This is a genomic window from Rhodospirillum centenum SW (assembly GCF_000016185.1).
GTDB classification, from domain to species: Bacteria; Pseudomonadota; Alphaproteobacteria; order Azospirillales; family Azospirillaceae; genus Rhodocista; species Rhodocista centena.
Genome location: NC_011420.2, coordinates 3,412,862 through 3,436,487, shown reverse-complemented (window position 1 = coordinate 3,436,487; position 23,626 = coordinate 3,412,862). Strand labels below are relative to the sequence as shown.

The 23,626-nt window shown below is 71.4% G+C and carries 23 protein-coding genes and 1 CRISPR repeat array (1 of these 24 only partly in view); of the genes, 9 read left to right on the top strand and 14 right to left on the bottom strand.

Annotated elements, in window-relative coordinates:
• A CRISPR array of direct repeats spans window positions 1–1,048; the repeat unit is 29 nt; unit sequence GTCGCCCCTGCCCCCGCAGGGATGAACCC (it extends 384 nt beyond the left edge of the window).
• Window positions 1,049–2,318: 1,270 nt separating this feature from the next.
• Window positions 2,319–3,164, top strand: coding sequence for a type I-E CRISPR-associated endonuclease Cas1e (cas1e, locus tag RC1_RS15960; protein ID WP_012568473.1), 846 nt, complete (start codon window positions 2,319–2,321; stop codon window positions 3,162–3,164).
• Complete coding sequence (gene cas2e / locus RC1_RS15955) at window positions 3,164–3,460, top strand: type I-E CRISPR-associated endoribonuclease Cas2e (protein ID WP_012568472.1); 297 nt, start codon at window positions 3,164–3,166, stop codon at window positions 3,458–3,460. Before cas1e ends, cas2e begins: the two co-directional genes overlap by 1 nt.
• Before the next feature lie 1,866 nt (window positions 3,461–5,326).
• On the opposite strand, the gene RC1_RS15950 is transcribed toward cas2e, so the two are convergent.
• The 4 genes from RC1_RS15950 to RC1_RS15935 all read right to left on the bottom strand — a co-directional run bounded on the left by RC1_RS15950 (window position 5,327) and on the right by RC1_RS15935 (window position 10,718).
• Complete coding sequence (locus tag RC1_RS15950; protein ID WP_202795547.1) at window positions 5,327–7,780, bottom strand: TonB-dependent receptor plug domain-containing protein; 2,454 nt, start codon at window positions 7,778–7,780, stop codon at window positions 5,327–5,329.
• A 186-nt stretch (window positions 7,781–7,966) separates the two neighbouring features.
• Window positions 7,967–9,226, bottom strand: a complete 1,260-nt coding sequence (locus RC1_RS15945) for an MFS transporter (protein ID WP_012568470.1) — start codon at window positions 9,224–9,226, stop codon at window positions 7,967–7,969.
• A 148-nt stretch (window positions 9,227–9,374) separates the two neighbouring features.
• Window positions 9,375–9,923 carry a hypothetical protein gene (locus tag RC1_RS15940; RefSeq protein ID WP_012568469.1) on the bottom strand — a complete coding sequence of 183 codons (549 nt, stop codon included), beginning with the start codon at window positions 9,921–9,923 and terminating at the stop codon, window positions 9,375–9,377.
• A 114-nt stretch (window positions 9,924–10,037) separates the two neighbouring features.
• A complete protein-coding gene (locus RC1_RS15935; RefSeq protein WP_012568468.1) occupies window positions 10,038–10,718 on the bottom strand; it encodes a tellurite resistance TerB family protein in 681 nt (226 codons plus the stop codon).
• 337 nt (window positions 10,719–11,055) lie between these two features.
• Here RC1_RS15935 and RC1_RS15930 point away from each other — a divergent pair, with 337 nt between their 5' ends.
• The 3 genes from RC1_RS15930 to RC1_RS15920 all read left to right on the top strand — a co-directional run bounded on the left by RC1_RS15930 (window position 11,056) and on the right by RC1_RS15920 (window position 13,363).
• Window positions 11,056–11,265, top strand: coding sequence for a cold-shock protein (locus tag RC1_RS15930; RefSeq protein ID WP_012568467.1), 210 nt, complete (start codon window positions 11,056–11,058; stop codon window positions 11,263–11,265).
• Window positions 11,266–11,350: 85 nt separating this feature from the next.
• Window positions 11,351–11,578 carry a hypothetical protein gene (locus tag RC1_RS15925; RefSeq protein ID WP_012568466.1) on the top strand — a complete coding sequence of 76 codons (228 nt, stop codon included), beginning with the start codon at window positions 11,351–11,353 and terminating at the stop codon, window positions 11,576–11,578.
• A 126-nt stretch (window positions 11,579–11,704) separates the two neighbouring features.
• Entirely contained in the window at window positions 11,705–13,363 is a 1,659-nt protein-coding gene (locus RC1_RS15920; RefSeq protein WP_012568465.1) for an alpha-glucosidase, read from the top strand.
• Window positions 13,364–13,369: 6 nt separating this feature from the next.
• On the opposite strand, the gene murI is transcribed toward RC1_RS15920, so the two are convergent.
• The gene (gene murI, locus RC1_RS15915; RefSeq protein ID WP_012568464.1) at window positions 13,370–14,212 is read right to left on the bottom strand and encodes a glutamate racemase; all 843 of its coding nucleotides are present in this window, start codon (window positions 14,210–14,212) and stop codon (window positions 13,370–13,372) included.
• A gap of 192 nt (window positions 14,213–14,404) precedes the next feature.
• Here murI and RC1_RS15910 point away from each other — a divergent pair, with 192 nt between their 5' ends.
• Both RC1_RS15910 and RC1_RS15905 read left to right on the top strand, forming a co-directional pair.
• Entirely contained in the window at window positions 14,405–14,860 is a 456-nt protein-coding gene (locus RC1_RS15910) for a hypothetical protein (protein ID WP_012568463.1), read from the top strand.
• Window positions 14,861–14,943: 83 nt separating this feature from the next.
• Complete coding sequence (locus RC1_RS15905) at window positions 14,944–15,711, top strand: hypothetical protein (RefSeq protein ID WP_012568462.1); 768 nt, start codon at window positions 14,944–14,946, stop codon at window positions 15,709–15,711.
• A gap of 33 nt (window positions 15,712–15,744) precedes the next feature.
• Here the strand turns inward: RC1_RS15905 and RC1_RS15900 are convergent, their stop codons facing one another.
• From RC1_RS15900 to RC1_RS15875, 6 genes are read right to left on the bottom strand one after another with little or no spacing between them, the layout of a single operon-like run.
• Window positions 15,745–16,470, bottom strand: a complete 726-nt coding sequence (locus RC1_RS15900) for a capsid assembly protein (RefSeq protein WP_012568461.1) — start codon at window positions 16,468–16,470, stop codon at window positions 15,745–15,747.
• Window positions 16,471–16,499: 29 nt separating this feature from the next.
• Window positions 16,500–16,790, bottom strand: a complete 291-nt coding sequence (locus RC1_RS15895) for a Bbp19 family protein (RefSeq protein WP_012568460.1) — start codon at window positions 16,788–16,790, stop codon at window positions 16,500–16,502.
• Complete coding sequence (locus RC1_RS15890; protein WP_012568459.1) at window positions 16,787–18,352, bottom strand: portal protein; 1,566 nt, start codon at window positions 18,350–18,352, stop codon at window positions 16,787–16,789. Before RC1_RS15890 ends, RC1_RS15895 begins: the two co-directional genes overlap by 4 nt.
• A gap of 2 nt (window positions 18,353–18,354) precedes the next feature.
• A complete protein-coding gene (locus tag RC1_RS15885; RefSeq protein WP_012568458.1) occupies window positions 18,355–18,630 on the bottom strand; it encodes a hypothetical protein in 276 nt (91 codons plus the stop codon).
• Window positions 18,618–19,064, bottom strand: a complete 447-nt coding sequence (locus RC1_RS15880) for a hypothetical protein (protein ID WP_012568457.1) — start codon at window positions 19,062–19,064, stop codon at window positions 18,618–18,620. Before RC1_RS15880 ends, RC1_RS15885 begins: the two co-directional genes overlap by 13 nt.
• A complete protein-coding gene (locus RC1_RS15875) occupies window positions 19,061–19,432 on the bottom strand; it encodes a hypothetical protein (RefSeq protein ID WP_012568456.1) in 372 nt (123 codons plus the stop codon). The genes RC1_RS15880 and RC1_RS15875 overlap by 4 nt, the downstream gene beginning before the upstream one ends.
• Before the next feature lie 161 nt (window positions 19,433–19,593).
• Here RC1_RS15875 and RC1_RS15870 point away from each other — a divergent pair, with 161 nt between their 5' ends.
• Together RC1_RS15870 and RC1_RS22280 are read left to right on the top strand one after the other, a co-directional pair.
• The gene (locus RC1_RS15870) at window positions 19,594–20,238 is read left to right on the top strand and encodes a S24 family peptidase (RefSeq protein ID WP_012568455.1); all 645 of its coding nucleotides are present in this window, start codon (window positions 19,594–19,596) and stop codon (window positions 20,236–20,238) included.
• A gap of 112 nt (window positions 20,239–20,350) precedes the next feature.
• Window positions 20,351–20,719: a hypothetical protein gene (locus tag RC1_RS22280; protein ID WP_012568454.1), complete on the top strand. Its 369-nt coding sequence runs from the start codon at window positions 20,351–20,353 to the stop codon at window positions 20,717–20,719.
• A gap of 17 nt (window positions 20,720–20,736) precedes the next feature.
• On the opposite strand, the gene RC1_RS22275 is transcribed toward RC1_RS22280, so the two are convergent.
• The 3 genes from RC1_RS22275 to RC1_RS20350 all read right to left on the bottom strand — a co-directional run bounded on the left by RC1_RS22275 (window position 20,737) and on the right by RC1_RS20350 (window position 23,581).
• Window positions 20,737–21,141, bottom strand: a complete 405-nt coding sequence (locus RC1_RS22275) for a tellurite resistance TerB family protein (RefSeq protein ID WP_012568453.1) — start codon at window positions 21,139–21,141, stop codon at window positions 20,737–20,739.
• Between the two features lie 301 nt (window positions 21,142–21,442).
• Window positions 21,443–21,652: a hypothetical protein gene (locus RC1_RS21555; RefSeq protein ID WP_148213478.1), complete on the bottom strand. Its 210-nt coding sequence runs from the start codon at window positions 21,650–21,652 to the stop codon at window positions 21,443–21,445.
• Between the two features lie 240 nt (window positions 21,653–21,892).
• Complete coding sequence (locus RC1_RS20350; protein WP_012568451.1) at window positions 21,893–23,581, bottom strand: hypothetical protein; 1,689 nt, start codon at window positions 23,579–23,581, stop codon at window positions 21,893–21,895.
• Window positions 23,582–23,626 lie beyond the last annotated feature (45 nt).

Sequence of the window (23,626 nt, the reverse complement as noted above, 5' to 3'; positions counted from 1 at the left end):
GGGATGAACCCAGGGTCCGGCCATCCTGGTCGATGACCGTGATGTCGCCCCTGCCCCCGCAGGGATGAACCCTGGTCGTCCCGCGGGACAGTGGGTTTGTTTGAGTCGCCCCTGCCCCCGCAGGGATGAACCCTGGTGGGGGCGTGAGGCGCGGCCGGGCTCGGGGTCGCCCCTGCCCCCGCAGGGATGAACCCTGACTGACGCCGCGAAGGTCCGGGAGTGGTTCGTCGCCCCTGCCCCCGCAGGGATGAACCCCTGCGACAGGTCACCTATGAGGACGTGCTCGCGTCGCCCCTGCCCCCGCAGGGATGAACCCTTCGCCGGGCGCAAGCAGTTCGAGACGCGCAGGTCGCCCCTGCCCCCGCAGGGATGAACCCTGCTCCTGGGTGATGCCGCGGTCGAAGATCCAGTCGCCCCTGCCCCCGCAGGGATGAACCCCTGAAGCCTGCGGTATGCGCGCTGCCGAGACCGTCGCCCCTGCCCCCGCAGGGATGAACCCATGGCCGGCGTAAGCCCCACCGGCACCAGCTTGTCGCCCCTGCCCCCGCAGGGATGAACCGACGGCGGGGCTGCGGCCATGGACACGTCCTGCGTCGCCCCTGCCCCCGCAGGGATGAACCCCCGACAGTCAGCACCTCCGACCGCTCCACGAGGTCGCCCCTGCCCCCGCAGGGATGAACCCGCGAAGAGCTGGATCTACGGCGTCACCATGGAGTCGCCCCTGCCCCCGCAGGGATGAACCCACCGGCGCCATGAAGGCCATCGCCAAGGAACTGTCGCCCCTGCCCCCGCAGGGATGAACCCAGGATGCGCGGGGTGACGCCGGTCAGGGTGGCGTCGCCCCTGCCCCCGCAGGGATGAACCCGCCTGCGACGAGACGGACCGATACCCCGAGGAGTCGCCCCTGCCCCCGCAGGGATGAACCCTGTACAGGCACCGGGCGCGGCCAGAGCAGGGTGTCGCCCCTGCCCCCGCAGGGATGAACCCTGGTGTCCGGCCTGATTGAGGAAATGCCGGATGTCGCCCCTGCCCCCGCAGGGATGCACCCTGGGGCCGATCGCCGGAGCCGACGCCGCGCCCGACGCCGAGGCCGAGCCGGGCCACTTGGCCGGGGGTAGGCAGGCGCGGATCGTCTGGGCCCACGCCCCGCGTGACTTCGTGGATGTAGGCGTCGCGGATCGCCGGCCGGCCAGCCAGCGCGCCGGTACGGCCGCTGCCCAGATCCTCCAGGAGATCCCGGTGGGGGGTCAGTCGCTCAGGGGATAGGTCCTGCGGGCCGACAGCGTGCCCACGATCTCCAACGGGGGCCCATCCGCCGATGAATTCCCCGGCGAGGTGTGCGTAGCGCTCCTCGCCGAGCCGGCGGGGTGGATAGAGACCCTCGTCCAGTCGATACCGTTCGTCGATCCAGCCGGCGTCCTGGCGGAAGAACCGTCCGTATTGTCCGTCATCGACCCGTCCCTCCCGCAGGTTCAGATGGGCGGCCTCGTGCCCCAGGATATTGTAGGGGTTGGGGGCTGAGGCCGCAATGACAAGGAAATGGCCGCCGCCCCCGCGCAGCGGTCGCCCCTGCCCCCGCAGGGATGAACCCCATCAGGTCTTCGTCGATCCCGGCATCGGCCGGTCGCCCCTGCCCCCGCAGGGATGAACCCTCTAGCCCGTCCGGTCGGGGATGCCCTTTCCCGTCGCCCCTGCCCCCGCAGGGATGAACCCCGGCGCCGAGCGGTCGGACTTAGCTGCTCCAGGTCGCCCCTGCCCCCGCAGGGATGAACCCGAGGTCATCGAAGTGGACGACGGCCTGCGCCCGTCGCCCCTGCCCCTGCCCCTGCCCCCGCAGGGATTAACCCCAGGTGCTCTACGACCGGCAGGAACAGGGCGGGAAATAAGGTGGGCGCACGGTGGGGCCTCGCAGGTAACCCCACATGGCGCTCCGCCGGGTTGCCCCGGCGTGCTACGGCCGCGAGAGTATCACCGTGTCGCGTGCGCCCAGCGCAGTCTAGCGCAGGGCCGGCGGATGCGGCTACGCAGGGTGAGGGTGGTGACCTTCAGGCGGCGGCGGAAAGCGCGCCGTGGAAGCCGGTGACGGGCTGGCGGCACCCTTTTGGAGCGGCGAAGCGGTTCGAACGCATTCTGAACGCGTTCCACGGCCCGCGGGGCGGCACGGTCGCCCCTGCCCCCGCAGGGATGAACCCGAGCCCGCCCGGGCCGCCGACGGTGAAACGGCGTCGCCCCTGCCCCCGCAGGGATGACCCCGCCGCACGGGGCGGGTCCGCAGCCCGCCCATGCTCCCTTTTTCCACGGACAGGAGGTCCCTCGACATGCTCAAAGGCCGGCTGGGCCTGGATGCGGCCCGGATTCCCCAGAAGTCCCGCAACGGGTTGATCTATGTGGAGCGCTGCCGGCTGTCCATCGACAACGGCAGTCTGGTCATCGCCTTCGACGACAGGGGGGAGGAGCTGGAACTGCCGTACCAGCGGCTGAACGCCGTGCTGCTGGGTCCCGGCAGTTCCATCACCCATGACGCCGTGCGCCACTGCTCCGGGCATGGCACCTGCCTCGCCTTCGTCGGTTCCGACGGAACGCGGCTGTACACCGCCCCGCCGCTGTTCGACCGGGACAGCACGCTGGCCCGGCAGCAGGCCACCTGGTGGGCGGGGGAGAGCACCCGGATCATGGTGGCCAAGCGCATGTACGCGAAGCGCTTCGGGGAGACGCCGCGCGCCACCTCGCTGGACAGCCTGCGGGGGATGGAGGCGGCGCGGATCAGGCACAGCTATGAGCTGATCGCCGCCCAGGCGGGGATCGTCTGGCGCGGCCGCCGGTTCGATCGCAGCGACCCCGACGGCGACGACCTGCCCAACCAGGCCATCAACCATGTGGTGACCGCGGTGGAGGCCTGTGTCGCCATCGCCGTCCAGGCCACCGGCACCCTGCCGCCCCTGGGCTTCCTGCACGAGGACAGCGCGAAGAGCTGGACCCTGGACATCTGCGACCTGTACCGGACGTCGGTCACGGTGCCCCTTGCCTTCCGCTGTGTGAAGCGGATCGACCAGGGGGCGACGGACAGCCTGGACCGGATCTGCCGCCGCGCCGTCTCCGCCCATGTGCGCGATACGGGCTTCATCGACACCATCATCGATGACATCAAGGAGGTGCTGGCCTGATGATTGTGATCTGCCTGTCCGACACGGCCGACAGGTTCCACGGATTCCTGCGGTCCGTCATGCTGAACGTGCATCCCGGCGTCTATGTCAGCATGGACCTGGACAAGGGCTCCCGCGAGCGGATCTGGGACATCCTGACCCGCTGGTGGGAGGCGGAACCGCGCGGCATGGTCCTGATGATCCACCGCGACACCAGAAAATCCATGGATCTGGACCTGCGCAGCCTGGGCGCCCCGAAACGAACCATCGTCGATTACGACGACCATTACGCCCTGCGCAGAAAAGCCACAGAATAGTCCTGGACTTTTTCCGGAAATCATCGTTTTTTCAGATGCCTGCGGCTACCCTTTCCCCTGCATGTGCAGGGATGAACCCAACCCTGCGATGGTGCTTCTCGCCATCGCCCTCTTTCCCCTGCATGTGCAGGGATGAACCCTCTCCGTTCGCCCCCGGGGATAAGCAGGTGGACTTTCCCCTGCATGTGCAGGGATGAACCCCGGCAGACGGTTATGGGGTGCAGCCCGAACCGCTTTCCCCTGCATGTGCAGGGATGAACCCAAAGCAATCGTCACGACAGCCTCTCTTCTGTGCTTTCCCCTGCATGTGCAGGGATGAACCCGCCCGCCCCGTTCGATGATGGCATAGTCCGCGCTTTCCCCTGCATGTGCAGGGATGAACCGCCCGGTACCACGGGCGACGGCCCGGACGCGCCCTTTCCCCTGCATGTGCAGGGATGAACCCATGAGAGGCGATTACGCGGTAGCCCTCCACCCCTTTCCCCTGCATGTGCAGGGATGAACCCAAATGCGACAGCATCAATCCCATTGATGCGCGCTTTCCCCTGCATGTGCAGGGATGAACCCCCTGCGCTGTCGACGACAGAGGTGTGCCAATACTTTCCCCTGCATGTGCAGGGATGAACCCCAGCACTACATGGAGGTGCTATGACCGCGCATCTTTCCCCTGCATGTGCAGGGATGAACCCGCTGTTGGCTTCTGGGAGCCTGTCCGTCTGATCTTTCCCCTGCATGTGCAGGGATGAACCCTCGTCCAGATCGGCGCGCATCTCCTCCCCGTCCTTTCCCCTGCATGTGCAGGGATGAACCCCGAGCGCACCCGCCCAAGCTGACCACCACCAGCTTTCCCCTGCATGTGCAGGGATGAACCCTGTCCGGCGAAAGGCATGGCTTGCACTCCCGCCTTTCCCCTGCATGTGCAGGGATGAACCCTGGTCCGCATCGCCAAGACGCTGGACCGCGAGCTTTCCCCTGCATGTGCAGGGATGAACCCTCCTCCAGCCGGGCTGGCATACTCGCCCAGTGCCTTTCCCCTGCATGTGCAGGGATGAACCGTATGACCGGGCAGAAGCGTACCTCCGGAACAACTTTCCCCTGCATGTGCAGGGATTAACCCCAGTCCCAGGTCGCGCGGTACTCCGCCTCCGGCTTTCCCCTGCATGTGCAGGGATGAGCCGCCTTCCCCTGGAGCGGAGAGGTGGATGAGGTCTTGATCCCGCCGGAGAGTGCGCCTTACCCTCGACAGGCTGCCATGTCCGGAAGACGGGTCCGGCGCCGGGTCCGGAAGGGCCGGGCGCATGGGGACGTGACGCACCCCCGCGGCAGCCGCCCTTTCCCCCGATGACAGACTCCCCAGGGCAAGAGCCGCCGGCAGTCGGGGCCGGCCGGGTCGGCTCCAGCCGCGTCGCCTTTCTTTGCGCGCGCTGGCTCCGGGCACGCACTGGCCCGGCACGCGCCGGGATGAGGCCGGCACGACAGGCCCCCTGCGAGGAAGATCGGACCGCCGGGGAGGGGGACCGCCGCGGAGGTACGCTACTCTCCTCTTTACCGTGACCCGCCCCTGGCGGGCCCCGGCCCCGGATCGCGGTTGCCGGGTGTCGCGGCGGCTTGCCTGCTCTATGCCCGCGTCCGTCCCCGGTCAAGCCGGTCCCCGGTCGCTGCGGGGGGCCCTTCTTCGCGCACAGCAGGGTTCGCGCACGGCATCGGGCGTCACCCCGCGGGCGGTGCCCGATGCCGTGACCTCCGGAGCGGAAGCGGGCAGGTCGGAACGAGCCCCGACAGGGCGGGGGAGACGGGGCGAGGACGGGCGGGGCGAGGACCGACGGACGGGGGGGCGCTGTCCGCCCCCCCCGGCCGCGGCCCGGATCACCAGGAGTAGGCGACGCGGGCGTAGTAGAAGCCGCCGTTGAAGCCGAACGGCGAGAAGTTGCTGTACTGCGCGAAGCCGCTGGTGTTGGCGCCGGGGATCACCGTGCCGGGATACTGGTCGAACAGGTTGTTCGCCCCCACGGCCAGCGTCAGCCCCTCCACCACCTCGTAGGCGGCCTCGGCATCGACCACCCACTCCGCCCCGAAGGTCTGGTCCAGCGCCGGGTTGGCGTTACGGGCCGTGAATTCGCCGTAGCGCGTGCCCTTCAGCGTGACGTCCAGCCCCTGCCACGACCAGACGGCGGAGAGGTTCACCTTGTCCTGCGGCTGCGCCTCGGTGAAGCGCCCCTCCTCCACCCGCGCGAAGCGGACCAGGTCCAGCCCCACGGCCTGGAGCGTCTCCGGGTTCGGCTTCACGTCGGTGACCTTGGTGTCATTGATGTTGGCCCCGGCCGTGAAGAGGATCTGGCCGGCCTCCGCAAGGTCCAGGCGGTAGGTGCCGACCACGTCGATGCCCTGGGTGCGGGTGTCGATGGCGTTGGTGAAGAAGCGCCCGCCGGTGACCCCGAGGAAGCCGCGGGCGGCCAGGAAGTTCTGCACGGCCGTGCCGGTCAGGTTCTCCGACAGCACGATGCGGTCGTCGATCTCGATCCGGTAGGCGTCCACGGTCAGGGTGGCGCCCTCGAACGGCCGGCTGGTGAAGCCCAGGCTGTAGTTGACCGACTTCTCGGCCTTCAGATCCTCCGCCCCCAGCGCCTTGGCGACGGGATCGTCGGTGCGGAAGGTGCGGATCTCGTAGGGCACGCCGCCGATATAGGTCGTCGAGGTGGAGGTGAAGAAGCTCTGCTGCAGGGACGGGGCGCGGAAGCCGTTGCTGACCGCACCGCGCAGGGCGAAGCCGTCGGTGATGTCGTACTTCGCCGCGATCTTGCCCGACTCCGTCCAGCCGAAGTCGCTGTAGTGCTCCACCCGCCCGGCGAGGCTGAGCAGCAGCTCGGGCGTCAGGTTCGTCTCCAGGTCGATATAGGCGCTCTGCGAGGAGCGGCTCTCGTCCACCTCGTCCGCCGGACGGAAGCCGGGGAAGCCCTGGGCCCCCGGCGAGGGCTGCGACCCGATCGGCGAGGCGGCGGCGTTGTCCAGCACCTTCACCCCGCCGTCGGCCCAGGACCCGAACTCGCCCCGACCGATCTGGAAGTTCTCGTGCCGCCACTCCAGCCCGCCGGCGACACTGACCGGCGCCGGCAGACCGACATCGAACTCCCGCGAGGCGTCGGCGTTGCTCACCACCTGCTGGTACAGCAGATCGCCGGCGAAGAACTCGGTCGGGCTGTCCGTGCCGAAGGTGGCGTTGACCGTGTTCTTGATCCGGTAGGGGAAATAGTTGCGCCCGTAGACCGTGCTGATGTCCCAGTTGGTGCGGCCGGTCTCGCCGCGCACGCCGCCCGCGACCGACAGGTCGTCGATCTGCGAGGTGATCAGCGGCAGGAAACCGTCGGGATAGATCGCGCGGACGTTGGAGGCGTCGCGCGGCCGGCGCCAGAACGCCCCCGACTCCCCTTCGCGCCGGCCGTAGTTGCCGAAGGAATAGGCCTCCACGCCGTCGGCCAGCGGCAGGCCCAGATTGTAGAACAGGTTGATGTCCTCGACCGCGCTGTCGCCGTAGCGGAAATTGTCGGTGCGGTCGATCGTGGCCTCGCGCGGGTCGGGCTGGCCGTTGGGCAGGGTGTTGTACTGCTGCCGGGTGTCCGGTCCCTGGCGGTTGGTGCGGCCGCGGTCGCGGTATTCCGCCGTCAGGTTGACGAAGCCGCCGGCCGCGCCGAGCGGCAGGCCGATGTTGGACTGGGCGTGCCAGAGGGTGCCGTCGCCCTCGTAATGCTGGCCGACGGTGCCGGTGACCAGGCCACCCTCCGCCCCGTCCTTGAGGATGATGTTGATGACGCCGGCGATGGCATCCGAGCCGTACTGGGCGGCGGCACCGTCGCGCAGAATCTCGATCCGCTCGATCGCGGCGGTCGGGATGGTGTTGAGGTCCGCCCCGGTGGAGCCGCGGCCGACGCTGCCGTTCAGGTTCAGCAGCGAGGTCTGGTGCCGGCGCTTGCCGTTCACCAGGACCAGCGTGTGGTCCGGCCCCAGCCCGCGCAGCGTGGCCGGCCGGATATGGTCGGTGCCGTCGGTGACGGTCGGCTGCGGGAAGTTGTAGGAGGGGACGAGGCTGTTCAGGACCTTGTTCAGTTCGCCCAGGCCGGAGCGTTGCAGATCGGCCGTCGGGATCACGTCGATGGGCACCGGCGACTGCGACACCGTGCGGTCCAGCCGGCGCGTGCCGGTGACGATGATCTCTTCCGTCGGTTCAGGGGAGGTCTGCGCCCGGGCGGTTTCCGGCAGCAGGGCGGCGCAGGCCCCCAGGAACAGACCGAGACGGGCAACCGTGGACTTCCGCGTCAACATCATGCCTCCTGTCGTTTTCATTATCGGCGCAGGTGGACTTCCCCTGCGGGGGTCCGTTCGTCCGGACCTCCCTTTCGTGACATCTTCACGACAGGACTGTGCGTTGCAGCGCAAGGGGCGGCAACGACATTTTCGAAAAATCCCGGCTTGAGGTAGGGATTGTCACCTGACGGCAACGGTTGGCCGGTCTCAGCGCTCGGGCGCCGAGACCTGGGCCGCGGCCTTGACCCGGTGGCTTTCCGGTGCGGACCGCGGCAGCCGCCGCTCCAGCGCCCACATCAGCGGCGGCCCCGCGATGCCGATGGCGATGGCGAGCCCGGCCACGGTCGGCATGTGCTCCAGCCGGCCGTCGGGCGCGGTGTCCAGGATCGCCGCGCCCAGCACCGCCCCGGCCGCCGCCGAGACCTGGGTGACGGACTGCACCAGCGCCATGAAGCCGGCCCGCTCTGCCGCCGCCGGCACCTTGGAGATGGCGGTGTTCTGCGCCACCATGCGGGCGGTGTTGAACAGAATCCAGGTCGGCACCAGGGCCATCACCGGCAGCGCCAGCCAGGACCAGTCCAGGTACAGCAGGTAGATCAGCGTCACCAGCGCCAGCGTCGTCACCGTCGTCACCCCGGTGGAGCCGAAGCGGTCCACCGCCTGCCCGGTCCAGCGCATGCCGAAGAAGCTGACCGCCCCGCCGATCATGTAGAGCAGGCCGAGCTGTTCGCGCGGGAAGCCCAGGTTGAACTGGACATAGACGGCGAGGTTCGTCACCACCAGGAAACCGGGCACGATGGCGACCGCCGCCAGCGCCAGCGCCAGCAGCGCGTTCGGCCGGGCGGCGATGCGCAGCAGCCGCATCACCGCCGACGCGGCGGCGGCCATGACGCCTGTCCCGGCGGGTGCGGCGCCCCCGGCCTCCGCCTCGGCCAGATGGCGGCGCTGCGGCGGCAGCAGGAACAGCGCCGCGGCGACGATCACGAGGCCCAGCGCCGCCACGGTGAAGAAGGTGCTGCGCCAGCCGGCCAGCCGCGCCAGCTCCAGCGACAGCGGCAGGCCGACGACGGAGCTGACCGACAGCCCCCCCATCACCGTGCCCATGGCCCGGCCGCGCCGCTCCGGCGGCACGTTGTCGGCAACCACGGCGATGGCCAGCGCCCCCGCCGGACCGCCGAACATCCCGGCGGCGGCCCGCGCCACCATCAGGCTGGCCAGATCCACCGCAAGCCCCGCCGCCACGTTGCACAGCACCAGCCCCGTCATGGCGATGCCCAACGCCGGGCGGCGGTCGTAGCGGTCGATGAACAGGGCGGAGACGATGCCCGACAGCGCCGCCGAGAGGGTGTAGCTGGCCGTCACCCAGCCGACATGCGACGGCGGGATGCCGAGCGCCAGGGTGAAGTCCGGCCCCAGCGGCATCACGATCATGAAGGACAGCACGCTGACGAACTGGACCGACCCCATCAGCAGGGTGATGCGCCGTTCGGCGGGGGGAAGGGACAGGGCGGGCTCCGGCGGCAGCGGGACGGCGCGACAGGCGGGGCGGAAAATCTACCCGCGGCCCGGCCGCCCGTAAACCCGCGCCGATGACGGAGCGGGCCCGCCCCCGCGCTCACGGGAAGGGCAGCAGGACGAAGCCGAAGGTCGGTATGACCTGGTGCTGCGTGATGATCTCCGTCTCCTTCCAGGGCACCCCGTCCTTCTGCGTCTTCTCCAGAAGCGTGGTGTAGAGCGACCTGTGCCCCTCCTCCGTCATGTAGACGGCGAACTGGGCGAAACGGTACTTCTTGGTCAGCCCGTATTCGACGATGGTGTCGTAATCGTCCTTGGCCGTCTTCCCGATGGTCTTGCCGTAGCCCATCTGGAAGATGGATTCCGCCTTCAGTTCGATGGCGAAGGGGGGCGGCAGCGGGGTCATGTCCCCGTCCGGCAGACAGGTCACCAGCAGGTCGGCCTTCTGGTTGCCGGTATAGGGCTCGGTGTTCTCACGCTGGATGTTCGTCGTCTTGCCGAACTGGGTGTTCAGCAGGTTCGCCAGTTCGACCTGGAGCCAGCCCTCCCACCCGCCCTTCTGAAGATAGGCGTTGGCGATGTCGTTCGCCTTTGCGTTCAACAGCAGGAACAGGCTCTCGGTGATGTCGTCCAGGGTGATGCGGGGCATCGGCGGCTCCTTGCAGGCGCCCGGCGCAGGCGTCCGGCGCGGGCGTACAGCCCAAGGACGTCCCGCCGGGCGCGGTTGTGAAGCCCCGCGCCCGGTCCGCCGGCCGGATGCCGGTCAGGCGATCCGCTTCAGCTCCTCCACCCGGCTTTCCGGAAGGCGCAGCCGATCGGCCAGATAGGCCAGATAGTTGCGCTCGGCCCGGCCGTCGGGTTCGACGGCCAGTTCGGAGGCGACATAGACCTGCTCCGCCGTCTCCTGGTCGCGCACGCCGGCCACCACGTCCTCCAGCGAGGGCGGGTCGGCCAGTTCCCGGTCCAGGAGCGCGCGCTCTTCCGCTCCGGCGCCGGCCCGGTCCAGACTGTCCAGGATGCGGCGGCGCTCCTCCGCATCGATCTCCCCGTCCGCGTTCGCCGCTGCGACCATGGCGCGGATCAGCAGCAGCGCCTTCTCGTCGGCGATCTGCGGGTCCGGCCCGGCCGGGGCGGGGCCGCGCGAGAGCAGGTCGCCCAGCCGGTCGCCCAACGACGGGCCGTCGCCGCGGGCGCTGCGGCCCTGGAGATGCACCCCGGCCGTCTGCTGCGCCGCGGGGTCCTGCGCCTTGTGGGTCTGATACGCCTTGTAGGCGAGGTAGCCGAGGGAGGCGAGGCCCGCCACCTGCCGGAAGTTCCCACCGCCGCCATGCAGCGCCGCCGGCGCGGCGGGCGTGGTGCCCTGGGCGAAGACCGGTCCGCGGGCGCTGCGCCCGCCCAGTCCCGTCGCCAGCATCGTCCCCAGAAGTCCCGTCAGATTCGCCATGGCCCGTCTTCCCTGCTGCCGTCGTCGCGCCGACGACCGCCCGGCGGTCGCCCGGGGAGAGAACAGACGACCCCGGCGGCGGTTGCGTCGAACCGCCACGGGCGGCCACGGATGGCGGACTTCCACCCTTTCCCACGACCTACCCCGGCTTCGCGCCACCGACGATGGCGGAAACGCCTTGCAAAGCGGTGACGGAAGGGCCATGTGCCGGGGGTCATTCTGCTACGGACTGCCGGCCTGTTCCGCCCACGGGTGCCCAGACTGCGGCGATTCCTGGATACAGTCTGATGCGTCGCGTCTGTCGCGCGGCGCCCTCCCAATCAAAAAGGAGTGCGCAATGCCTGTCGGAACCGTGAAGTGGTTCAATAGCACCAAGGGTTACGGCTTTATCCAGCCCGAGAACGGCGGTGCGGACGTGTTCGTCCACATCTCCGCTGTCGAGCGCGCCGGTCTGTCCACCCTGTCGGAAGGGCAGCGCGTCTCCTATGAGGAGCAGCGCGATCCCCGGCGGGGCAAGACCTCGGCGGAGAATCTGAAGACCGCCTGACCTCTCCGGTCAGGCTACCGACTTCAGAACGAGAAGGGCACCGGGCGACCGGTGCCCTTTTCCGCATGTGCATCCGGAGAGAAGAATGGCCCGCAAGAAACCGCCGGTGGACACCGGCACCATGCTCTACGACGTCGTCTATGAGGACGGCTCGCTCAGTTCCAACCGCAAGGTCCCCCGGGCGGAGGTCGATCCGCTGGACGGCGACCGCGCCATCCGCGCCTTCCTGGAGGCGCAGGACCGCAAGATCGCCGAGATGTCGGGCAACCCCCGCGGCCCGATCAAGACCGTCCGCCCGTCGGGCGGGAAGTAGCCTCCGCTCCTGCCCCGCCAGCCCGCAACGCCCCGGAACGGCGACCGCCGCCTTTCGACCCTTGGGGGGGACCGCCATCCGGCGTAGAACCCGCCTGCGGAAGAGGTACGGCGGACGGGGCGGATCATGGCGGGTGGCAGCAACGGCAGCAGCAGCGACGACAGCAGCAGCGGTGGCGGACGGCACTGGCTGGACGGGGCCGCGCTGTACCAGATCTATCCGCTGTCCTTCCGCGACGGGAACGGGGATGGCCGGGGCGACCTGACCGGCGTGCTGGACGGTCTGGACCATGTCGCCGCCCTGGGCGTGGACGGCCTCTGGCTGTCGCCCTTCTATGCCTCGCCGCTGGCGGACTTCGGCTACGATGTCTCCGACCACTGCGCCGTCGATCCCCGCATGGGCGACCTCGCCCTGTTCGACCGGGTGGTGGAGAAGGCCCACCGGCTGGGCCTGAAGGTGCTGCTGGACCTGGTGCTGGGCCACACCAGCGTGCGCCATCCCTGGTTCGAGCAGAGCCGGCGCTCCCGCAGCGCCGACACCGCCGACTGGTATGTCTGGGCCGATCCCGCCCCGGACGGCACGGCCCCGAACAACTGGCTCTCCGTCTTCGGCGGCCCGGCCTGGACCTGGGAGCCGCGACGGCGGCAGTTCTATCTGCACCATTTCCTGCCGCAGCAGCCGACCCTGAACTACCGCAGTCCGGCCTGCCTGGACGCCATGATGGAGGTGGCGCGCTTCTGGCTGGCCCGCGGCATCGACGGTTTCCGGGTGGACGCGGTGGACTTCCTCATGCGCGACCCGGCCCTGCGCCCGAACCCGCCCGCCGATCCCGCCCCGCGCGCGTTTCCGGCCAAGCTGTTCGGGATGCAGGTGCATGCCCACGACATGATGCATGCCGACATCCGCCCCGTGCTGGAGCGGCTGCGCCGGACGGTGGACGGGTTTCCCGGCCGCGTCCTGCTGGGCGAGCTGAGCAGCCAGCGCGGCGCGGCCGGGCGCATCGCGCTCCATACCCGGCCGGGCGGGCTGCACACGGCCTACACGCTGGACCTGCCGAAGCAGCCCTTCACCCCCGCCGTGTTCCGCCACGCCCTGATGGCGGCGGACGACCACGGCAACACCTGCTGGAGCTTCTCCAACCACGACGTCGCCCGGGCCGCCAGCCGCTGGCGCCCGGACGGCGCCGACCCGGCCCGGTTCGAGGCGCTGCTGGCCGTGCTGCTGGCCTGCCTGCCGGGCACCGTCTGCGTCTACCAGGGCGACGAGCTGGGCCTGCCGCAGGCGGAACTGGCGTTCGAGGATCTGCGCGATCCCTTCGGCATCAACCACTGGCCGGAATTCGCCGGGCGCGACGGCAGCCGTACCCCCCTGCCCTGGACGGCGGCTGCCCCCAACGGCGGTTTCTGCCCGGACGGGGCGGCGCCCTGGCTGCCGCTGCCGGCGGAGCATCTGGAGCGCGCCGTGGCGGTGCAGGAACGGCGGCCGGGCTCGACCCTGGCGATCTGGCGGGCGGCGCTGGCCCTGCGCCGGGACAGTCCGGCCCTGCGCACGGGGCGGCCGAGTCTCGTGGACGAGGACGGCCCGGTGCTGGCCTTCGCCCGCGACGGCGGCGGCGAGCATCTGCTCTGCGTCTTCAACTTCGGCACGGCGGAAGCCGCCTACGAACTGCCCGACGCCCCGCCGGTGCCGCTGCCCGTGCCCCGTCCGCCGGACGCGCCGGAGCCGCGGCTGGACGGGACGACGCTGCGGCTACCGCCGCTGGGGGTCTTCCTGGGCCGGTGCTGAGCCCCGTCAGGGGATGGAACGGGCGAAGGGGGCGGGGCGGCCGAAGAAGCGGGTCGCCAGCCGCGTCACCTTCGCCGCGTCGCCCGTCGTCAGGAAGGTGACGGGGGCGCCGCCGTCATCGTCGAATTCCGGATGCCGGGCCAGATAATGGACCAGGCTGCGGGCGCACAGCGCCGGCTGGTCCAGCACGTCCACCCCGGCCGGCAGGGCGGCGGCGAACTCCCCCGCCACCAGCGGATAATGGGTGCAGCCCAGCATGACGGCGCTGGGCGTGCCATGCTCCAGCTTGTCCATCAGCGAGGCGGTATAGCGGCGGACGGCGCGGCGGATCTCCGCCTCCGGCGCGTCCTCCTCGATCAGCCGCGCAAGGTCCGGGCAGGCCTGCTGCACCACCTCCACCTCCGGCGCGCGCTTGCCGATCTCCCGCGGATAGGCCTGGCTCTGCACCGTGCGGCGGGTGGCGAAGATGGCGACGCTGCGCGGTTCGCCGGCATGGCGGCCGGCGGGAATGTCGGCCATCCAGGGCACGCCGGTGATCGCCTCCACCATCGGCACCAGCACGCCCAGCACGCGCCGGTCGGGATGGTGGCAGGGCAGCCAGGTCTGCTGCAACCGCCGCAGCGCCAGGGCCGAGGCCGTGTTGCAGGCCAGCACGACCAGCCGGCAGCCCTGCGCGAACAGCCGCTCCACCGCCGCCACGGTCAGGCCATAGATCTCCTCCGGCGTGCGGTTGCCGTAAGGCGCATGGGCATGGTCGCCCAGATAGACGAAGCTGCGCCCCGGCAGCGCGTCCACCAGGGCCCGCAGCACCGTCAGCCCGCCATGCCCCGAATCGAAGACGCCGATCATTCCCGGACTCCCGTTCCGGACGCTGTTCCGCCGCGGCAGCGCCCGCAGGGCCGCCCGCCCGGAACACCCGTGCCTCCGTCGCGTCCGTTTAGCACGACATTCCGGCAAGGTAAGGGCCTTTGACGTGACCTTGCCTAACGGCGGGGGCTGTGCCTAACTCGGCGCCGTCACCGTCCCCGGGGGGTTCATTCCGTGCGTCCGTCGCTGTCCATCGTCACTGCCGCCGCCGCGCTGCTCGTCGCCGCCACGTCCTTCGATGCCGCCGCCCAGGCCGACACGGGCGGCAATCCCTTGTCGCTGGAGGAGATCGCGCGCCGCGCCGCCGCCCAGCCCGCCTCCGCCGCCCCGGCGCCGACGATCAGCTGCAACCGGCCGAAGGACCCGGCCCGCCCGCCGCTGGGCGCCAAGGCGACCGAGGCGGAGATGCAGGCGGCGCAGGCCGCCATCAAGACCTTCGTGACCGAGGCGCAAGGCTTCCAGGCCTGCGTCGCCACCGCCCAGCGGGAGGCCTATCCCCGGCTGACGGTGATGGAATACATGGCGCTGGAGTCGCTGATCGGGCAGATGCAGGCCCGGATCGAGGGCTATGCCGCCGCCTTCAACGAGCAGGTCCGCGTCTACCGCGCCGCCCACCCGGACAAGAAGTAGCCGGACCGGCGGGGGCGCAGAAGGGCGGCGCTGGACAAGCGCGCCCGGCACCGGGACACTCCTGTCCACCGCAAGGGGGTCCCATGTCCGACAGTTCCACCGCCGCCATCCCGGGCCTGGGCCTGGCCCCGTCCTTCCACACGCCGCTGTTCGTGCCGGACTATCCGCCGATGCAGGGCGACGGCTGGGTCGTGCAGCGCGGCGGCATGGTGCTGAGCCGGGGCTACTGGAGCGGCCTGTGGCTGGTGGAAGGGCTGGCCGCCCTGGTCCGGCTGGAGCCGGACGGCCCGCGCTCCTGGATGTCGATCACGCCGATGGAGCTGGAAAGCCAGGAGATCGGCATCGCCGCCGCCTGCGGCCATACGGTGGTGATGGGGCTGGGCATGGGCTGGGCCGCCGCCAACACCGCCCTGAACCCGCGGGTCGCGCGCGTCACCGTCGTCGAGCGCGACCCGGCGGTGATCGCGCTGGAGCGGGAGATCGGCGTGTTCCGCCAGCTTCCGCCGGACGCCGCGGCGAAGCTGACGGTGGTGGAGGGCGATGCGCTGACCTGGCGCGGTGCCGCCGACTTCCTGATGCCCGACATCTGGCGCCCCCTGAACGGCCCCGGCCGGGAGGAGGAGGTGCGCCGCATGGTCGAGAACACCGGCGCCGCGGGCGTCTATTTCTGGGGCCAGGAGATGGAGCTGGCCCGCCGCGCCCGGACCCTGGGCCAGTCGCTGGAGGAGCCGAAGGGGGCCATCGCCCTGCGCGCCATCGCCGCCGACTGGCGCCTGCCGCTGGCCGGCCCCGACCGCCCCGACTATACGGAAAAGGTGGCCGCCGCCGCCCGCCAGTGGCTGCGCGACTGACCGGCGGCGGGCGGGACGGACCGGAACGGGGCATCAGCTCCCGTAGGCGCGGCGGAAGCCCTCCGTCACCTGGGCGATGAAGCCGGGGTCGCGGTCGCGCCAGTAGCGCGGATCGCCGACCATGCGGTGCAGGTCGGCCGCGTCGCCCGCGCCGGTCCCACCGCCGGGCAGGGCCGCGGGCTCCGCCCCCGTCATCATCCGGTGCAGCGCCAGCACCCCGTCCGCCGTGCCGGCCAGGGCGGCGACGACCGGGGCCGGCAGGTTGCGCCCGGCCCAGGCCAGGATCTGCTGCGACACGGCGGCCCAGCCCTCCGGCCCGCCGAAGCGGGCGACCAGCCGGTCCAGCTCGCGCTCGGCCTGGAACTCGGCCGCCATCTCCCCCAAGAGCGGCACCAGCCGTTCCGCCGCCAGATCGTAGAGAAGCTGCGCCTGGTCGGGCGTGAAGCCGGCGGCGTGCAGGCGGGCGTTGATCTCCGGGTCCGGGCCGAACAGGCCGTGGTCGCAGGCGATGCAGTAGCCCTCCGCCGTCTCCGGCAGCCGGGCAGCCGCGGGCGGGGCAACCGGCGGAGAGGCGGCGCCCAGGCGCTTCTCCAGCTCCAGATAGGACTTCAGCAGCGCCTCCAGCCGGACGGCACCGGCACGGGCGTCCCAGAACTTCTCCGGGACATGCGGCGGCCGGGCGGCGGACGGCGCCTCCGCAGCGGCGGGAGGGACGGAAACGGACGGGGCGTGAGCGGACGGGGCGGCGGTCTCGGTCATGGCGGGGTCTCCAGCGGGACAGGGACGGGTCAGGCCGGGGCCGTGCGGCCGCGGGCGGCAAGGGTCTCCAGATGCAGCACCAGGGCGCGCTGGCCCTCCAGATGGCGCAGGGCGGCGTCGCCCGCCTCCGGCCCGAGCGCGCGGCCGAGGGTCAGGCGGCGCAGATGCGCCAGCAGGCGCTGGCCGTCCGCGCCGGCGAACAGCCGGGCGCAGGCGCGGGCCAGCTCCAGGCTCTCCACCGGCGGCGTGGCGGCGGGCAGTACCGGCCAGGGCCAGCCGGGGGACGGGTCGGGGAAGTCAACCGTGGCGTCGGCGGTCATGGCAGGTCTCCGGCGGGCCGGTCTCCGGCGGGCGGGAATGCGGCGGGCGGCGACAGGGGCGGGATGGCGGGCGGGGTCAGCAGGGCGGCGGGCACGCCGGCGGCATCGGCCAGGAAGCGGGCACAGGCTTCCAGGTCCACGGCCCGCATCGCCGCGTCCCCCAGGCCGGTGACGCTCTCCAGCCAGCGCAGCACGGCCTCGGCATCGCGCCGCTGCTGCGCGCGGGCCAGCGGCGAGAGGATCTGCACCGCGACCAGCCGCCCGTCGGCGGCCAGGTCCGGCACCGCCCCGCGCCGGCGCAGCAGCGACAGGCAGCGCCGCACCAGCGGCACCAGCAGTTCGGACTGGAGCCGGCCGTAGGTGGCGCCCAGCATGCGCGCCATCTCGGCCGAGCGTTCCAGCACCTCCGTCGCCGTCATGCGCGGCCCCTGCACGGGCCCCAGCCGGTCGGCCAGCAGCGCGTGGCGGATGTGCGCCCGCAGGTCGTCCAGCACGAGCTGGGAGACATCGAAGCGGCCGGGGCTGGCCAGCGGGGTCAACCCGGCCGAGCCCACCGCCTTGGGGATGATGGCGCCCGGCACCAGCCGGATGGTGCCGGGGTTCAGCACCCCGTCATCGTCCGCCTGCCAGATGCCGGTGACGGCGACGGAGGCGTTCTTCAGGACCAGCTCCACCACCTTGTTGGCGGTGCGGATGTCGGGCAGCGCCTTCATCACCGGGCTGCGGCCGTAGACCTCGCCCGGCGCCTTCATCCAGCGGAAGGCGATGAAGGGCGGCTCCGCGAAGCGGCCCTCGGCCAGCAGCACGGGCGGGTCGTCCTCCAGCGCCACGGCCCAGCGGCAGGCGCCGCCGCCGGGGTCGGGCAGCACCGCCTCCACCACCGCGGCGCGGGCGTCGGGGTCGGCGGCGGCGCGGCGGCGCAGCGCCCCGGGCAGGGCATCCGTCCCGAAGCGGGCGGCGAGCTGCGCCAGGGTCGGGGTCAGGCGGCGGAACACCGTGTCCAGCCGCCCCTCCGCCCCCTCTTCCAGCACCAGGTCGGCCAGGGGCACGGCCGTGAAGCGCAGGGCGGAAGGAGCCCCCGGCGGCGCTTCCTCCACCAGCAGGCAGCCGGTGCCGCCGGTCACCACGTCGAGGAAGGCCTGATGCGCCTCCACCGCGAAGTTGGAGCGGTCGAGATGCGCCTGGAGATCGGCTGAGGCGCGCTCCAGCAGGGGCGCCACCAGGGCGCGCTCGGCCGCGGACAGGTCGGGACCGGGGGCCAGCCCGGCCCAGCGCGACCAGGGCGGGGTGAGCTGCGCCAGCAGGCTGGCGGCAAGCTGGTCGGCGGCGTCCGCGGCGGTGCCGTCGAACAGCAGCTCGCCCCGCCGCTCGCCCGGCCCCGCGTCGCGGGTGAAGCGGGCGTTCTGCGGCAGCACATGGTCGTAGCAGTCCTGCCAGAGCGGTTCCCAGGCCGTGCGGCGGGCGCGGGCGGCGGCGTGCCGGCGCAGCACCAGGGCGGCCAGCCCGTCCGGCGGAGGGGCGGCAGACCCGGAGACGGGAGCGGGGGTCGGGGCGTCCGGCATGCTCATTCCCCCAGCAGGCGCCGCCGCACGGGCGCATAGGCGCCGGGGGTCAGCACCCCGCGCCAGGAGGTCAGCACCGTGCCCGCCCGGCCGGCGGAGCGGTGCAGCAGGCTGCGCTCCGCCTCGACATCGGGGTCGGGGGACGGGCTGGCGGCGGTCGTCCCCGGAACGGCGACGGGAGCGGGCGCCGCCGGCGCGGCCGGGGCTGGCGGGGCCGGCGGCGGGGTGGCGGGCAGCGGCGCCCGGCGCGGCTTGGGCGAGGAGATCAGGCGGGCCATGCGGTCGGTCCTCCGTCGGTGCGGGCCGGCGCGGAAAGCCGGCGGTAGAGCTGCCAGGGGGTCAGGACCCAGGGCGCGTGCAGCCCCAGCACCCGCTTCACCGCCTCCACGCAGGTGAAGGGGGCGGGCGGGGCCGGACGCACGGGCGCGGCGGGCGTCGCCTCCAGCACCGTCAGGCCGTGCTCGCGGAACCAGCCGGCAAGGTCGAAGTCCGCCGGCACCGGCTGCACCGCCACCTCCGTGCGCGGCGACAGCGGGTCCAGGGTGATCCAGTGCGTGCCGTCGCAGAGCGCGACGAAGACATGCCGGAAGCCGGGCCGCAGCAGCCGCACCCAGCGCGGCTCCCGCCCGTCGCAGAAGACGACGAGGGCACGGAGGGGGGCGGGAGCCGGCAGTGCCGGAAGCGCCGGGACAGGCAGGAGGGTCGGGGTCATTGCACGATCCCCTTGCCACGCAGCACCGGGTCCAGCCGCTCCAGCGCCTCGTGCCAGAGCGTGGCGGCCCGCTGTTCGTGCCGCCGCGCCGGGTCCGGCGCCAGCAGGCGGCGGCCGTAATGCACCAGGACGTGCAGATGGTCGCGCACCAGCCGGCGCTGCCGGTACAGCCGGTCCACGACGCGGGCGACATCGACCGGCTCGCAGGGGCGGGCGACCTCGCCCAGCCCGGCCCTGATGCGGGCGCCGGACAGTCTGGCCTCATGCGACTGGACGAACCAGAACCATGCCTCCTCCACCGTGGCGAAGGGCTCGGACGGCAGGGCGGAGACAAAGGGGGGGCACGGCGCGGAATGGTCGCGCGGCATGGCAACCTCGCTGCATATCAGGGGGTTATGGGGGGAACGCGGAGCGCCGGGGCGGACGATGGGCGCCGATACCCCTGTATCTCAGGACAAAATCCCCAAGTCAAGCCAATTATGAATATGATCCTAGGGACGGATCATGCCGGACGTGGGATACTTATCCCATGATCAAGCATGCCGAAATCTGGCGGGCAATCGACCGCCTTGCCGCTCGCCATGGGCTGTCCGCCTCGGGTCTGGCCAAACGGGGCGGACTCGATCCGACGACGTTCAACCGCTCCAAGCGGGTGACGCATGACGGCAAGCTGCGCTGGCCCTCGACGGAGAGCCTTGCCAAGGTCCTGGAGGCGACGAACAGCACTTTCGCCGATCTGGTGGCGCTGGCCGGCGACGGGCCGGTCGGGCAGGCCGCCCCGGTCCATGTGCAGCGGGTACCGGTGATCGGTTATGCCCAGGCCGGCAGCGACGGTTTCTTCGACGATGCCGGCTATCCCGTCGGCAATGGCTGGGACGAGCTGGAATTTCCGCACCTGGGCGACCCCAACGCCTATGCGCTGGAGATTTCCGGCGACAGCATGGAGCCGCTCTACCGCGACGGCGATGTCATCATCGTCTCCCCCGGGGCCAGCGTCCGCCGGGGCGACCGGGTGGTGGTCCGCACCCGGGAGGGGGAGGTGATGGCGAAGCAGCTCGCGCGGCTGACCGCCAACCGTCTGGAACTCCAGAGCCTGAACAAGGCGCACCCCGACCGCACCCTGGCGATGACGGAGGTGGCCTGGATGGCCCGCATCCTGTGGGCCAGCCAATAGGCCGCAGGCCGCAGGGTGGGACGGTGTGCAGGACCCGAACCTAGGAATTAATTCATTGACAGCGATCCGCCGGCGGCACCATCCTGGGGCCTGTTTCCGCGCGAGTCGTCCCATGCCCCATCCCCCCGGGCCAGCCCCGGCCCTCCCCTCCCCGGCCGCCTCCGAGGCCCTGCTGGACGCCCTGTTCCTGGCGTATGACGGGCCGCCGCCGCGGGCCGCCCGGCTGGCCGCTGCGGCCGGCGGGCAGCCGATCTGGCGCATCGCGGACCGGGCCGCGATGCGGGAACGGGCCGCGCGCGAATGCGCGGCGATGCGGCTGGCCTGTGCCCGCCGGCGCGCGGCGCTGACGGCGGCGGCGGCGACGGGCGACATCTGGCTGGCGCGGGTGGCTGCCCGGCTGTCCGCCTGCCGGGCGGACGCCGAAGAAGGACGGACGGCAGCCGCGCGCAACGGCAGCCGCCCGCCGGAGGAACGGGACTGAGGAACGGGAACGCCCCGTCAGGGCACCATGTGGCGGCGCGCGGGCGCCGCGCTCGATGGCGGCGGCGTTGAGGCGGTCCAGATCCAGCCGTGCCGGATCAGTTCCAGCATCCGCAGTTCCTCCTGGCTGGCCTTGCCGTCGGCGGCCACCACCTCGCAGGCCAGGGCATAGGCCGTCTCACGCATCTTCGCCGGCAGGCCGGCCTTGATGGCGTGCAGCGCCTGATCCAGCCCGTCCTCGTCGTTCACGAGCGCAGTGCACTCGCGGGCGACGGTGGTCAGCTCGCGCAGTTCGAAACCGCGGAAGGCAGGGAGCAGGCGCACCGTATCGGCAATGGTCTTCAGTTCGGCATCGGTCATGTCGCCGTCCGAGGCGGAGACGAGGACCATGGTGTAGATCAGCGCGCGATGATGGTCGATCATGGAGGTCCTTGGCGTGGGAAGAGCCCCGGCCATCGCCGGGAGAGGGGCCGGCAGGCTTGGCCGGATGGAACGGGCCTGCACCGGGCCGCCGGGGAAACAGGCAGCCTGACGCCGCCACGGCCGGGATCGGCGCGCCGGCCACAGCTATGGTGCCCCCACCCCGCCGTCAAGGGGGGCCGGCCAGGGGCGGCAAAGGGAGAACGTGCGCAATAGGGGATGGTTGCCGGCGCCGCCGGGAAAGTCTCGCTGGCAAGGGTCTGGCTGGTGACGGCCCCGACGATGAGCAAACGCGGTCGGGGGGTCAGCGGCCGGAGCGGGCGGTCCTGCGGATCGGCTCATGATCCGGCTTCGCATCGGTCCGCGCGTCGGGCAGACGCTGCTCGCGGCCCGCCCCTGCGTCCTGGTGGACGCTGATCAGACCGGCCACACGCTCCAGACCATCCCGCAGATCACGGCGGAATTCCCGCTCCATCTGCTCAGACATCCCGTACCGACGCGCAACGCTCACCATGCTCCGCTCCTCGATACGCCGGTGCGGCCAGGGGCCCGGAAGGGGTGCCCCGACACCGGCATGATGCCCGCCCGGACTGGCGTAGCCCGGTCTGGTGCGCCACCGGACTGGAGCGCCACCGGTCTGCCACGCCCCGGACAACGCCGCCTGCCCGACACCCCGGACAGCCTGCCGGCAGGGTGCCCGCGGACGGTCGGGGGACACACTCATCGGACACATGAGGATGGGTACACCCGATCCTCAGTCAAGAGACGGCCAGATAAGGCCGCCGAGTCTGGCAGAAATACCATGGGCGGCCACAAGACGCCAGCGCCGCGACCGCCCCCTGTCCGCCCGGGTATCCAGGGTCGCCAGTTCCCAAGGCTCCGGACGCAGGGACAGCAGCAGGGCCTGCTGCCCCGGCCCGAGGTGCAGTTCCTTCGCCGGTTCCCCTGGTTCCTTCCACAACGCGATCTGCCGCATCGGTGGCGCGCCGGGTTCCTGGGAGCGGCGGATCATGCCGATCGAGGTGAGCGTCAGCACGGAAGAACCCGGATCCTCGGCCAGCACCGTGGCGTACCGGCCGGGCCACCGCCGCTCAAGCTGCGGCCCGTCCATCAGCAGCGCGATGACAAGGTTGGGGCCGATCGCGTTGACCGCCGGCAGCACCGGATCGACGCGGGCAAGATCCTCACAGATCAGAACCGACAGGGTGGTGTCCCGCCGCACGACGGTGAAATGGCAGACGCGCCGGCTGACATCGATCTGCTCCCACCAGAGGCAGGTCGGATCGAGAAGGTGACCGAGGTGGTATTGACGCACCTGCGGCTTGTCCAGGCGCCAGCGATGGTGCTTCGCCTGACTCCAGGACTGACCGACGGCCTGCTTGAAGAAGCGGAAGGTCATCGCTTCGTTGCGGGGGCGCTCGGTACTGCCGCCGATCGCGCCGGACACGAACAGTTCAAGCCCGGCCATGTCGGGGTCCCGGGCCAGAAGGTCCGCCACCGCCCCGGCCTGCGCCTCCAACAGGGCGGACTCCGGCAGGACGATGCCGTGGATTTCCGCAGCCTCCCGTCGCGCCGCATGAACGAGGGTCCGCAGGAAATCGACGATGGTATCCGCAGCAACAGGCTCCCCCGCGGCATCGTGCAGCCAGCCGGGCACAAGGCGGAAGAAGCGCGCCTTGTCATCCGCCCAGCGGTCGCACGCCTTGAAGTCCTCGGCACGGATGGCATACGGCAGCGGCACCAGCAGCAGGTTCAGCGGCCGGTCATCCTTCTGGGCCGGGCGGCCGAAGCCCATGCGCCACTGCGTCTCCACGATTCCGCGGCCGGGCAGCAGGGCGATGTGATGCGTCAGCGACCGCAGGGTACAGCCCACGCGGGGCGTGTTCGTCTTGGGCTGGACGCAGGCCACGTCAGGCGGAACAAGACCCGTGCAGAGGCTGACCGGCAGATGTGGCAGCAGTCGGCAGGCGTCGGGAGCCGTATCCTCGACGCCGACATACTGCTGGAGGAAGACCCAGGCGACGGCATTCTCCTCCTTGTCGGGAACGAAGCCGATGTTCCGGCACGCCTCGTCGGCGGTGGCGAGCAATCGGACGGCGGCGGCCTGCCAGGGCCGCAGCCCGTCCGTGTCGCGGGAAGCGACCCGTTCCTCCGCTCCGTCCACCAGGACCCGCCAGAGGTCACTGACACCCCTCGGCGTCCGCCAGTCCCGGCGCCAGGCACGGCCCAGTTCGACGACCTGGTTCACATAGTCGTTGGAAAACAGATAGTCCCTCGACCATCCGGCCATGCAGGCGGGATGGGCGTAGGTCCCGTTCATTTCCACCAGCATGGCCGCCACGGCGAAGACGTCCGGCGGCCACCAGGGGCAGGTGCCGAAGCGGGACCGGGTGCCGCCGCTGCCCCTGGGCAGGACCAGATTCAGGACGTCCTTTACACGCATCGGGGGAATTTCCGGCCCAGGCCACGCCCCGAAGATCATGCAGCA

What these genes read in the sequence shown, in the direction of transcription:
- cas1e (WP_012568473.1), top strand. Translation starts at nt 2,319, where the DNA reads ATGCTCAAAGGCCGGCTGGGCCTGGATGCGGCCCGGATTCCCCAGAAG.
- cas2e (WP_012568472.1), top strand. Translation starts at nt 3,164, where the DNA reads ATGATTGTGATCTGCCTGTCCGACACGGCCGACAGGTTCCACGGATTC.
- RC1_RS15950 (WP_202795547.1), bottom strand. Translation starts at nt 7,780, where the DNA reads ATGATGTTGACGCGGAAGTCCACGGTTGCCCGTCTCGGTCTGTTCCTG.
- RC1_RS15945 (WP_012568470.1), bottom strand. Translation starts at nt 9,226, where the DNA reads ATGGGGTCGGTCCAGTTCGTCAGCGTGCTGTCCTTCATGATCGTGATG.
- RC1_RS15940 (WP_012568469.1), bottom strand. Translation starts at nt 9,923, where the DNA reads ATGCCCCGCATCACCCTGGACGACATCACCGAGAGCCTGTTCCTGCTG.
- RC1_RS15935 (WP_012568468.1), bottom strand. Translation starts at nt 10,718, where the DNA reads ATGGCGAATCTGACGGGACTTCTGGGGACGATGCTGGCGACGGGACTG.
- RC1_RS15930 (WP_012568467.1), top strand. Translation starts at nt 11,056, where the DNA reads ATGCCTGTCGGAACCGTGAAGTGGTTCAATAGCACCAAGGGTTACGGC.
- RC1_RS15925 (WP_012568466.1), top strand. Translation starts at nt 11,351, where the DNA reads ATGGCCCGCAAGAAACCGCCGGTGGACACCGGCACCATGCTCTACGAC.
- RC1_RS15920 (WP_012568465.1), top strand. Translation starts at nt 11,705, where the DNA reads ATGGCGGGTGGCAGCAACGGCAGCAGCAGCGACGACAGCAGCAGCGGT.
- murI (WP_012568464.1), bottom strand. Translation starts at nt 14,212, where the DNA reads ATGATCGGCGTCTTCGATTCGGGGCATGGCGGGCTGACGGTGCTGCGG.
- RC1_RS15905 (WP_012568462.1), top strand. Translation starts at nt 14,944, where the DNA reads ATGTCCGACAGTTCCACCGCCGCCATCCCGGGCCTGGGCCTGGCCCCG.
- RC1_RS15900 (WP_012568461.1), bottom strand. Translation starts at nt 16,470, where the DNA reads ATGACCGAGACCGCCGCCCCGTCCGCTCACGCCCCGTCCGTTTCCGTC.
- RC1_RS15895 (WP_012568460.1), bottom strand. Translation starts at nt 16,790, where the DNA reads ATGACCGCCGACGCCACGGTTGACTTCCCCGACCCGTCCCCCGGCTGG.
- RC1_RS15890 (WP_012568459.1), bottom strand. Translation starts at nt 18,352, where the DNA reads ATGCCGGACGCCCCGACCCCCGCTCCCGTCTCCGGGTCTGCCGCCCCT.
- RC1_RS15885 (WP_012568458.1), bottom strand. Translation starts at nt 18,630, where the DNA reads ATGGCCCGCCTGATCTCCTCGCCCAAGCCGCGCCGGGCGCCGCTGCCC.
- RC1_RS15880 (WP_012568457.1), bottom strand. Translation starts at nt 19,064, where the DNA reads ATGACCCCGACCCTCCTGCCTGTCCCGGCGCTTCCGGCACTGCCGGCT.
- RC1_RS15875 (WP_012568456.1), bottom strand. Translation starts at nt 19,432, where the DNA reads ATGCCGCGCGACCATTCCGCGCCGTGCCCCCCCTTTGTCTCCGCCCTG.
- RC1_RS15870 (WP_012568455.1), top strand. Translation starts at nt 19,594, where the DNA reads ATGATCAAGCATGCCGAAATCTGGCGGGCAATCGACCGCCTTGCCGCT.
- RC1_RS22280 (WP_012568454.1), top strand. Translation starts at nt 20,351, where the DNA reads ATGCCCCATCCCCCCGGGCCAGCCCCGGCCCTCCCCTCCCCGGCCGCC.
- RC1_RS22275 (WP_012568453.1), bottom strand. Translation starts at nt 21,141, where the DNA reads ATGATCGACCATCATCGCGCGCTGATCTACACCATGGTCCTCGTCTCC.
- RC1_RS21555 (WP_148213478.1), bottom strand. Translation starts at nt 21,652, where the DNA reads ATGGTGAGCGTTGCGCGTCGGTACGGGATGTCTGAGCAGATGGAGCGG.
- RC1_RS20350 (WP_012568451.1), bottom strand. Translation starts at nt 23,581, where the DNA reads ATGCGTGTAAAGGACGTCCTGAATCTGGTCCTGCCCAGGGGCAGCGGC.